Annotated in this window: 8 protein-coding genes; 2 read left to right on the forward strand and 6 right to left on the reverse strand. The window is 71.6% G+C overall.

The features are described 5' to 3' along the window. Positions 1-48 precede the first annotated feature (48 nt). Both F8M74_RS17250 and F8M74_RS17255 read left to right on the forward strand, forming a co-directional pair. Entirely contained in the window at positions 49-1,836 is a 1,788-nt protein-coding gene (locus F8M74_RS17250; protein ID WP_141258203.1) for a monovalent cation:proton antiporter-2 (CPA2) family protein, read from the forward strand. A gap of 237 nt (positions 1,837-2,073) precedes the next feature. Then, entirely contained in the window at positions 2,074-3,579 is a 1,506-nt protein-coding gene (locus tag F8M74_RS17255; RefSeq protein ID WP_141279439.1) for an ATP-binding protein, read from the forward strand. Here the strand turns inward: F8M74_RS17255 and F8M74_RS17260 are convergent. The 6 genes from F8M74_RS17260 to F8M74_RS38540 all read right to left on the reverse strand — a co-directional run bounded on the left by F8M74_RS17260 (position 3,576) and on the right by F8M74_RS38540 (position 9,597). Next, positions 3,576-3,962, reverse strand: a complete 387-nt coding sequence (locus F8M74_RS17260; protein WP_140800298.1) for a response regulator — start codon at positions 3,960-3,962, stop codon at positions 3,576-3,578. The two genes, F8M74_RS17255 and F8M74_RS17260, sit on opposite strands and share 4 nt — an antisense overlap. After that, positions 3,959-5,080: a PilZ domain-containing protein gene (locus tag F8M74_RS17265; RefSeq protein WP_141254185.1), complete on the reverse strand. Its 1,122-nt coding sequence runs from the start codon at positions 5,078-5,080 to the stop codon at positions 3,959-3,961. Before F8M74_RS17265 ends, F8M74_RS17260 begins: the two co-directional genes overlap by 4 nt. 191 nt (positions 5,081-5,271) lie before the next feature. Beyond that, complete coding sequence (locus F8M74_RS17270; protein WP_141254187.1) at positions 5,272-6,246, reverse strand: fatty acid desaturase; 975 nt, start codon at positions 6,244-6,246, stop codon at positions 5,272-5,274. 58 nt (positions 6,247-6,304) lie between these two features. Next, a complete protein-coding gene (cheB, locus tag F8M74_RS17275) occupies positions 6,305-7,351 on the reverse strand; it encodes a chemotaxis-specific protein-glutamate methyltransferase CheB (protein WP_141254189.1) in 1,047 nt (348 codons plus the stop codon). After that, on the reverse strand, positions 7,348-8,169 hold the full coding sequence (locus F8M74_RS17280) for a protein-glutamate O-methyltransferase CheR (RefSeq protein WP_141254190.1): 822 nt from the start codon (positions 8,167-8,169) through the stop codon (positions 7,348-7,350). The genes cheB and F8M74_RS17280 overlap by 4 nt, the downstream gene beginning before the upstream one ends. Positions 8,170-8,178: 9 nt before the next feature. Then, the gene (locus F8M74_RS38540; protein ID WP_305847175.1) at positions 8,179-9,597 is read right to left on the reverse strand and encodes a HEAT repeat domain-containing protein; all 1,419 of its coding nucleotides are present in this window, start codon (positions 9,595-9,597) and stop codon (positions 8,179-8,181) included. Between the last annotated feature and the right edge of the window lie 17 nt (positions 9,598-9,614).

The following is a 9,614-nucleotide window of genomic DNA, read 5'->3' on the forward strand; positions in this document are numbered from 1 at the left end:
CGCCCGCGCCGAATTGCCGCCACGCGGACGTCCGTGCAAGGAAGCCGCATGTCCTTCCTGCAGCAGGCGCTCGTGTTCCTCGCGGCGGCGGTGCTGGCGGTTCCTCTCTCGCGGCGGCTCGGACTGGGCTCCGTGCTGGGCTACCTGGCGGCGGGCGCGGTCATCGGCCCCTGGGGACTGAAGCTCATCAGCGACGTGGAGCACATCTTCCATGTGGCGGAGCTGGGCGTGGTGCTGCTGCTGTTCGTCATCGGCCTGGAGCTGCAGCCCAGCCGGCTGTGGGCGCTGCGCCGCTCCGTCTTCGGCCTGGGCGGCGCGCAGGTGCTGCTCACCGGCGCGCTGCTGGCCGGCGTGGGCCTGCTGTGTGGCCTGACGCGAGGCGCGGCTATCGTCACGGGCTTTGGCCTGTCGCTGTCCTCCACCGCCTTCGCGCTGCAACTGCTGGCCGAGCGCAACCGGCTCACCACGCCGTATGGCCAGCTGGCCTTCGGCATCCTCCTCTTCCAGGACCTGGCCGTGGTGCCGCTGCTGGCCCTGCTGCCGATGCTGGGTGACGGCGGCGCGCCCACCCCGGGGCCGGTGTGGCTCCTGCTCTTGAAAGACGTGGGCGTGCTGCTGGCGGTGGTGCTGGGCGGCCGCTACCTGGTGCGCCCGGTGTTCCGCGCCGTGGCCGCCACCCACAGCCAGGAGCTGTTCACCGCCACCGCGCTGCTGCTGGTGGTGGGCACCGCGTCGCTGGTCAACGCGGTGGGCCTGTCCATGGCGCTGGGGGCCTTCCTCGCGGGCGTGCTGCTGGCGGACTCCGAGTACCGCCACGAGCTGGAAGCGGACCTGGCGCCCTTCAAGGGCCTGCTGATGGGCCTGTTCTTCATCAGCGTGGGCATGTCCGTGAATCTGAGCCTCATCCTCCAGAAGCCGCTGCTCGTCTTCGGACTGGTGCTGGGGTTGGTGGCCCTCAAGGGCGCGGTGCTCTACGGGCTGGGGCGGATGGCCCTGAGGCAGCGTGAGTCGGCGCTTGACCTGGCCGTCGTCATCTCCCAGGGCGGTGAGTTCGCCTTCGTGCTCTTCTCGCTCGCCACCGCCCAGCACGTCATGGAGCGCTCGCTGTCAGAGCTGCTCGTGGTGGTGGTGGGCCTGTCCATGGCCACCACGCCGGTGCTGTATGCCGCGCACGAGCGCTGGGTGCGCCCGCGCTTCAAGCCGAAGGCCTCGGGGCGCGAGTTCGACGTGGCGCCCACGGAGGACAAACCCGTCATCATCGCCGGCTTCGGCCGCGTGGGGCAGGTGGTGGGCCGCCTGCTGCGCGCCAAGCGCATCGGCTTCACCGCGATTGACGCCAGCCCGGAGCAGATTGACTTCATGAAGCGCTTCGGCAGCCAGGTCTTCTACGGGGACGCATCACGTCTGGACCTGCTGCGCGCGGCCCGCGCGGACAAGGCGAAGGTGTTCGTGCTCGCCATCGACGACATCGAGGCGTCGCTGCGCACCGCGCGGGCCGTGCAGCAACACTTCCCCCACCTCAAGCTGTTCGCCCGCGCGCGCAACCGCGTGCATGCCTACGAGCTGCTGGACATGGGAATCGAACGGGTGATGCGTGAGACGTTCCTCGACAGCCTGGAGATGGGCACCGGGGTGCTCCAGGAGCTGGGCCTCACGTATTCGGAGAGCCGGCGCGCCCAGGAACGTATGATGGAACACGACGAGCGCCTCCTGCGCGAAACGGCCCGGTTCCACCGCGACGAGCAAAAGCTCGTGGAGTTGGCCGACAAGGCCCGCCAGGAACTGGAGAGCCTCTTCGAGAAGGACGAAGCGGAACACCCCGACAGAAGCGCGTGAGCCACCGCGTGCCTGACTTTCTCCACCCTCCCTCGAAAGTGACTTCCTGAAATTCTTGTTTCACCCAGGGCTGCATCCACCCGGGTCGCATTCCTCTGTCACGGGTGCACCCTGGAAGCGGGGGTCGCCTCCCTTCCAGGCAACGGGGGCGACACACCGTGCGCTGATGCCTGCCTGGCATCGCGCGGGGCGGAGAGCGGGGTATGGTTCCATCTCCACCGCTGAAACAGAAGAGGCATGCCCCCCACCCCCGCCAAGAAGCGCCAGCGTCCTCTGCCCGAGCCTTCCGCCGAGGCCCCCTCCCCCGAGCTGCTGCAAACGCTCCTGGAGGCGCTCCCGGACGCCTTCTTCCTGCTCGATGCGCGGTGGTGTCTGGCATACGTGAATCCAGACATGGCCCGGCTGCTCGGCGGCGCGGCGCGGTTGCAGGACGACGTGCGCCGGGTGTGCCCGGAGCTGCTGGAGCTGAGCCGTCACCTGAACTTCGAACAACCCGTATCCGAGCAGCCCTCCGTCCGCTACGAGCACGCCTGGCCGGATGCGGAGACCTGCCTCGACGTGCGCGTGCGCCCGGTGGAGGGCGGCCTGCTGGTGCACTGCCGTGACATCACCGAGGAGCGCAAGGGGCGCGAGGCGCTGCGCCGCAACGGCGAGGTGTTCCGCGCCATCCTCGAAGGCACCACGGACGCCGTCTACACGAAGGACCTGGACGGCCGCTTCACGATGATGAACGCGGCGGGCGCGAAGGCCGTGGGCTACCGCTCCGAGGACGTGGTGGGGCGCACGGACCTCGAGCTGTTCGACCCGGCGGTGGCGCGCACCAACGCGGCGAACGACCGCGAGGTGTTCGCCTTCGGCCGCACCGTCACCTACGAGGACGCGCAGCCGGGCGTGGACGGGCCGCGCGTGTGGCTGTCCACCAAGGGCGTGCTGCGTGACGCCGAGGGCAAGGTGTTCGGCCTGTTCGGCATCAGCCGCGACATCACCCAGCGCAAGTGGGCGGAAGAGGAGGCCCGGCGACACTCCGAGTTCCAGGAGCAGCTCATGGGCATCGTCACCCATGACATCCGCAGCCCGCTGGGCGCCATCATGAACTGGTCGCGCGTGCTCGCCGCGGGCGGCACCGATGAGGATGCGCAGCGCACCAGCCAGCGCATCGCCACCGCGGCGGTGCGCATCGAACGGCTCACCCGGCTGCTGCTGGACTTCACGCGCACGCGGCTGATGGGCGGCGTGGCCATCGAGCCCCGGCCGGTGGACCTGAAGGATTTGGTGGCCAAGGTGGCCCACGAGTTCGGCGTGGCCTTCCCCCAGCGCACCGTCGAGGTGGACCCCAAGGGCAACACCCAGGGCGTGTGGGACCCGGACCGGCTGGCGCAGGTGACGTCCAACCTGGTGGAGAACGCGCTCAAGTACAGCCCGCCGGAGACGCCGGTGCGGCTGACGGCGCGCGGGCTGCGCACCCGGGTGGTACTGGAGGTCCACAACGCCGGCCGCCCCATTCCGGACAACCTGCTGCCCCACCTCTTCGAGCCCTTCCGCGGCGGGCCCCAGAGCTCGCGCACGCTGAAGATGAGCTACGGGCTGGGGCTCTTCATCGTCCGGGAAATCGTCCAGGCGCACGGCGGCACCATCGAGGTCCGCTCCGATGAGGCGGAAGGCACCACCTTCACTGTGACGCTGCCGCGCCGCTCCATGCCGGCCCGGCCGCCCCTGCCTCCCACCGGAAGCCCGCGCGACTAATCCAGGTAGCGCCGCAGCAGGGCCACCAGCGCGGCGCCGTCGAAGGGCTTGGCCACGAAGTCGTTGCAGCCGCTGTTGAAGCACGCGCGCACGCTGCGCGCCTCGGCGCGGGCACTACAGAGGATGATGGGCGTGCGCCGCGTCGGCTCCCGGCCGCGCAACATCCGGCACGTCTCCAGTCCGTCCAGGTGCGGCATCAGCACGTCGAGGAAGACGAGGTCCGGCCGCTCCTGCTCCGCGCGCGCCAGCGCCTCCAGCCCGTCCCGCGCGACGATGGCGTCGTGGCCCAGCTCCGCCAGCAGCATCCGCTGGAGCAACAGAACGGTGTCCGAGTCATCCACCAGCAGGACCTTCTTGCGCCTCGGTGCGCCTTGCGCTGTCACGGGCGCACCTCCGCCTGGCACAGCTGGCGCAGTTGCATGAGGCGCGGTGGGCCCATGCCCAGGAAGCGCACGCCCATGCCGTAGGGGTGGGACACGCCGTTGCGAGGCGCGTAGGCGTGGGCCCAGGCCACCACGCCGTGTGTCTCCAGGCGTTCGCCCAGGGTGGGCAGCAGGATGTGCAGCTCCACCGCCGTCCCCGCCTTCGCCGGCACCAGCGTGCGCACCAGGAGGCCGCCCGGGCTCAGCGCGCTGGACACGCCGGAGCGCCACTCCGCGCCGCGCTGCCCCGCCTCGCCGAAGGACACCGGACAGCAGAAACGCACCCGCGCCTCGACACGCAGCGAGGCGTCCTCCCGTCCCAGCAGCGCGTGGAGGCGGGGCAGCAACGAGGCCGGACGCACCGGCGCGTCCGCGTCCAGCGTGAGCGACGGCACCCCGGCCAGCAGCGGCTGCGAGCGTGGAGAGGGCGGGCCCCTGGGCACACCTGGCGCGCCTTCCCGCGACAACACCAGGTCGGGCCGCTCACCATGTTCGGCCACGCGCGCGGCGCCACCGCCCACGGTGGCGCTGTAGAGGATGCGATGACCACACGCCTCCAGCAGGGCGCCCAGCCCGCTCCACGCCAGGGGGCCACTGGCGCCGGCCAGCAGCAGCAGGCGCGAACGCACACGGGATGCACGCACCGGCGCGGCCGGGACGCCGTCACCCGCCAGCATCGCCAACCGCGCGCGCAACTCGTGCGTGCGCAGGGGCGACAGCAGGCAGTCCTCGACGCCCTCCGCGTCGCCCACCTCGAGCACCTCGGCGGGCGTCTCCGGCTCCGCCACCAGCACCACCGGCGGACCATCCCCCCCCAGGCGCAGCCTCAGCGCGCGCAGGCCCATGCCCGCGCCGGCCACCAACTGCCGCCAGTGCACCAGCACCAGGGAAGGCCGCGTGTGCTGCACCTCCAGGAAGGCGGACTCCAGGGAAGGCACCTGCAAGGCCACGCAGCGCAATGGACGCAGGGCTCGTGACAGCGCCAACCAGGATTCGCTCGTGGCCCCTACACACAGCACCCGCGGCGTTGCTTCCACCGGCCCTGGTGAAGGACGCACGCGTCCTGGAGCCGTCATCATGCGGAGCCTCCCTTGTCTTCGTCCCCCCCGGCCCGCCCACCGCGCTCATCCTGCGACTTCGAAGTATGAGTATGAGAAACGGCCACTCAGAGAAAATCCCCCTGGGCCAGATTCCAATGACAGATGGGAAATAAAGGACACCAGCCTCCGACTGGGGCCGCAGCCGGTGTCCACGGCGCCACGAAGGAGCGTCAGACGCGGGCGACGTTGACGCCCGAGTCGACGGCCTGCAGGTCGTCCCCGAAGCGCACGTCCAGCGCGACACCCGCGGGCGGCTCATAGGGCGCGCGCCCCACCTGCGCCGTTCCGAAGCGGGGCAGGAAGGGTGCCACCACGTACGAGCGGAAGCACCAGGCGAAGAAGCTCACCGGCTTGAGGGCCGGGTCCATGGCGGCCTCGATTTTCGCGTGCGCCTGGGGCAGCAGACTCCAGTGCAGGCCCGGCGTCTCATGGTGCACGGCGTGGAGGCCGTTGTTGAAGAGGAAGAAGTTGATGAGGCGGCCGGTGAAGCTGCGGCTGTGGTCGTGCTCGCTCCAGGGGTCCGTGTGGACGTGCTGGATGTAGTTGAAGAACATGATGGTCCACAGCGAGAAGAGCGCGGGCACCAGGAAGGCGAACGCCCAGATGCGCGCGCCGCCGGCCACGCCGTGCATCGCCATGGCCAGCCCCAGCAGCGCCGCGTGCGTGCCGCCCCAGACGGCGTACTGGGTGAGAATCTGGCGGTACAGCGGACGGTTGCGCTCGCGCGCCTTGTCGATGAACGCCTTCGTCGGCTCCTGCTGCCAGTACGTGGAGACGAAGGGGAAGAGGAAGGCCACCAGGAAATTGTGCTTCTTCGAGTAGCGCCAGGTGATGGTGGCGTCGCCCGCCTTGTTCACGAACTTGTGGTGGTTGAGGTTGTGCGTCGGAATCCAGACGAAGGTGGGGTACCCGTAGAAGAGCGACAGCCACATGCCCATGGCCTCGTTCAGCTTCCGGTCGCGGAAGGTGGGGCAGTGGTTGTGGTTGTGCGCGATGACGCCTGCCGACAGCGCCAGGTAGCACGCCAGGGGGCAGAGATAGGGAATCCACCCGGGGGCCACGTACATCGACAGGGCCACCACGGGCATGGCCAGACACCACAGCATCGTCCGGCGGTCAGCGGCGTATCGGAGCATGCCGGCCATCCTGACCCAGCCGACGCTCCGGGACCATCACCCGCCCGTCCTTAGGAAAGGTCGGCCTTCAGCGCACATGACGCCGCAGCAGCGCCAGCATGCCCTCCAGCGGAGCGCTGGCGGTGGCCAGCCCGGCTTCCTTCACGGCGCGCGGCATGCCGTACACCACGCAGGAGGACTCGCTCTCCGTGAGGACGGTGCCTCCGGCCTCGCGGATGGCCCGGGCGCCCGCGACGCCGTCGTCCCCCATGCCAGTGAGCACCAGGCCCACCACGTCCGAGCCCCAGCTTCGCGCGGCGCTTTCGAAGAGGACGTCCACGCTGGGGTGGTGCGCCGTGCGCAGCGGCTCCCGGTCCAGCCGAGCGAGCGTCACCGACCCATGGCGCTCCAGCTTGAGGTGCTGCCCGGAGCGCGCCAACACCACGCGGCCGGGGCGCAGCTCCAGCCCGTCCACCGCCTCGAACACCTCCAGCGCGCAGTGCGCGTTCAGGCGCCGGGCCACCGCCTCCGTGTAGCCCGTGGGGATGTGGAGCGCGAGCGCCAACGGCGCGGGGAAGTCCACGGGCAGCTCGGACAGCAGCCGGGTGAGCGCCTGCGGCCCGCCGGTGGAGGTGCCCACCACCACCAGGCTCTTCGCGACCGCGCGAGCCACCGGCGCGGAGGAGGCCTCCGGCGAGGGTGCCGGCTCCGGCGGCGCGCGAGCCACCGCGCCCGCGGCCGTGCGGACCTTCGCCACCAGCTCTCCGCCCAGCTCATACAGCCGCTCGGTGGCGAGCGCGGTGGGCTTGTTCACCAGCTCCACCGCGCCGGCCTGGAGCGCGGCCACCGCCAGTTCGCTCTCCTCGCCCGCGCTGCTCACCACCACCACGCGGGGCGCGGCGGCACTGGAGGCGAGCGCGCGCAGCACGCCCAGCCCGTCCAGGCCCGGCATCACCAGGTCCAGCGTGAGCACGTCCGGAGAGAGCTCGGCCACCTTCTCCAGCGCGTCCAGGCCGTCGCGCGCGACGCCCACCACTTCCAAGCCCTCCGCGCTGGAGAGCACCTGCCGCAGCACCTTGCGGGCGAAGGCGGAGTCATCCACCACCAGCACGCGAATGGGAGACACCGCCGTCATGGCCCTGCCTTGGTATAGAAGAAGGCGCCGCGCCGCTCCTCGCAGGCGAGCGCGGTGCCGAAGCGCATCAGGGACTCAGAGGTCCCCACCAGCAGGCGTCCCTCCGGAGCGAGCGCGCGCGTCAGGGACGACACCACGCCGCGCGCGGTGTCGTCCTGGAAGTAGATGAGGACGTTGCGGCAGAGGATGGCGTCGAAGGTGCCCAGCTGCGCCACCGCGCTGGCATCCACCAGGTTGACGCGCCGCCAGTCCACCGCGCCCACCAACTCCGGCCGGACGCGTGGGCGCCCCTCGCGCGTCTCCAGCCACCGGCCCTCCACGCCCGGAGGCAGCGCGCGCAGGGAGCGCAGGTTGTGCTCGCCGGTGCGGGCCCGCTCCAGCGCGCGGGCGCTCAGGTCGCTGGCCAGCAGTTCCACCTCGTCGAGCACGCCCAGCTCCGCGAGAATCATCGCCAGCGTGAGGGGCTCCTCTCCGGTGGAGCAGGCCGCGCTCCACACCCGGGGCCGCCGTCCGGCGCGCACGGCGGGCACCAGCAGGTCCTCGGCCAGCACCCGCAGCGGCAGAGCCTCCCGGAAGAAGTACGTCTCGTGGACCAGCAGCGAGTCCACCAGCGCGTCCAGCGCCTCGGAGCCCGCCGGGTCGTAGCGGAGGAAGTAGTAGTAGTCGAGCAGCGAATCGAAGCCCGCGTCCAGCGCGCGGGGCACCACCTTGTCGGCGAGCAACTCCCGGTCCTCGGGGGCGTAGTGCACCCCGGAGCGCTGCTCGATGAGCGCGGCCAGGATGGCGAACACCTGGGGAGACATGGGCAGTGAGAACATGGCGGGGCGTCAGCGGCTCAGCACCAGCCGGCAGGCCCGCCGGACCTCGGGGTCCTCGTCCTGATTGGAGGCGCGCTCCAGCGCCTCGCGTGCCTCCAACGTCCCCAATGCCGCCACCGCGGGCACCGCGGCGCGACGGCCCGCCGGACTGGCGGACGCCAGGAGCTGCATCAGCGCGGCGCGCGCGTCCGCCCGTCGCATCCGGGCCAGGGCCGCCACCAGCAGCGGCGCCGTGACTTCGTCCGCCGCCTCCAGCGCGGCCAGCAGTCCCGGCAACCGTCCCTCCAGGGGCAACGCCAAGGCGCTCACCACCCGCTCGCGCAGCGTCATGTCCCCCAGCAGGGACACCAGGGCCTGCGTGGCCGGGACACCGGGGCGCGTGGCGATGAAGCCCACCGCGGCGCTGCGCACGCTGTCGTCGCCGTCACCCGCGGCATGCAGCAGCGCGGGCAGCGTCTCCGGCGCCTCGTATTCGGCCACCGCGGACAGCGCGACGAGCCGCGTGGCCGCGTCCTCCGACTTCGCCGCCTCCAGCAGCACGGGCAGCGCGTCCGGCCGCCGGCCCACGCCCAGCCCCAGCAGGGCGGCGCGCCGCACATCCGCGTCCGCGCTGGCCGCCGCGCGCTGGAGCGCCGACATCGCGCTCTCCGTGTGCATGTGCGCCAGCGCGTCCACCACCGCCACGCGCACCTGGCCCGCGGCGTCGTCCGCCAGCGCGACGATGGCGTCCGCGGCGGCCTCCTCGTTCAGCTTCCCCAGCGCCTGGCACGCGTAGTAGCGCACCCAGGGGTCGCGGTCGTTGAGGCCCCGCAGCAGCGTGGAGGTGATGCGCGCCTCCTTCTCCGTCTGCCCCAGCGCGCGCATGGCCGCCGCGCGCGTGCGCTCCGACTCGTGATTGGCGGCCGTCAGCAGCGCGTCCACCGCGCGCGGGTCCTCGATGAAGGGCAGGCCGTAGATGGCCGCGTCGCGCAGGCGCTCATCCGGGTCCCGCATGGCCTGGAGCAGCACTTCCAGTCCCTTGGAATAGCCGAAGTAGGAGATGATGCGCAGCGCCGCGCGGCGCAGGCGCACGTCGGGGGAACGGGCCGCCTGCAACGCCAGCTTCTCTGTGGTGTCGCTGCCCAGGGACTGGATGGCCCCCACCGCGGCCTGCACCACGCGCAGGTCCTCGTCCACCAACCGCTCGAACAGGGCCGGCACCGCGGCCGGGCTGCCAATGCGGGACAACGTGTCCGCCGCCAGGGCGCGCACCGACGCATCCCGGTCCTCCAGGCACGACATGACGTCCGGCACCGCCGCGGCCCTGCGGCCCACCAGCGGTAACAGCACGCGGCGCCGGAGGCTGTCGCCCTCGCGCAGCGCCTGGAGAATCTGGGTGTCCGCGTCCGCGCCCAGCTCCGACAGCGCGCCGGCTGCCGCGCGCGCCACCGACGGGTCCGGCCCGT

The sequence above is a fragment of the Myxococcus sp. CA023 genome (assembly GCF_010998615.1).
GTDB lineage: Bacteria > Myxococcota > Myxococcia > Myxococcales > Myxococcaceae > Myxococcus.

Bases quoted from the DNA above. Each gene is read 5' to 3' on its own strand.
- F8M74_RS17250 (WP_141258203.1), top strand. From the start codon at position 49: ATGTCCTTCCTGCAGCAGGCGCTCGTGTTCCTCGCGGCGGCGGTGCTG.
- F8M74_RS17255 (WP_141279439.1), top strand. From the start codon at position 2,074: ATGCCCCCCACCCCCGCCAAGAAGCGCCAGCGTCCTCTGCCCGAGCCT.
- F8M74_RS17265 (WP_141254185.1), bottom strand. From the start codon at position 5,080: ATGATGACGGCTCCAGGACGCGTGCGTCCTTCACCAGGGCCGGTGGAA.
- F8M74_RS17270 (WP_141254187.1), bottom strand. From the start codon at position 6,246: ATGGCCGGCATGCTCCGATACGCCGCTGACCGCCGGACGATGCTGTGG.
- cheB (WP_141254189.1), bottom strand. From the start codon at position 7,351: ATGACGGCGGTGTCTCCCATTCGCGTGCTGGTGGTGGATGACTCCGCC.
- F8M74_RS17280 (WP_141254190.1), bottom strand. From the start codon at position 8,169: ATGTTCTCACTGCCCATGTCTCCCCAGGTGTTCGCCATCCTGGCCGCG.